Source organism: Shewanella electrica (assembly GCF_022321485.1).
GTDB classification, from domain to species: domain Bacteria; phylum Pseudomonadota; class Gammaproteobacteria; order Enterobacterales; family Shewanellaceae; genus Shewanella; species Shewanella electrica.
Genome location: NZ_JAKOGG010000226.1, coordinates 1 through 276, shown reverse-complemented (window position 1 = coordinate 276; position 276 = coordinate 1). Strand labels below are relative to the sequence as shown.

General features: G+C 42.0%; 1 pseudogene. It reads left to right on the top strand.

Going from position 1 to position 276, the window contains the following annotated elements:
- Positions 1-24: 24 nt before the first annotated feature.
- A pseudogene (gene ychF / locus L9G74_RS20455) lies at positions 25-276 on the top strand (redox-regulated ATPase YchF); the annotation flags it as partial.

Sequence of the window (276 nt, the reverse complement as noted above, 5' to 3'; positions counted from 1 at the left end):
GCAAAGCAAAAAGATAAAGCTGCAATGGCAGAAGAAGAAGTATTAGTGAAAATCAAAGAGGCTTTAGAAGAAGAAAGACCAGCTCGTACGGTGGAATTCTCTGATGAGCAAGCTCGCATTGCGAAGGGTCTACACCTTTTAACAGCAAAACCTGTACTTTATGTTGCGAACGTAGGGGAAGATGAAGTTGCGGATTCTTCCGATAACGAATTAGTTCAAAGAGTACGTGACTTTGCTTCTAATGAGGGCGCAGAAGTAATCGTTGTTTGTGCGAAA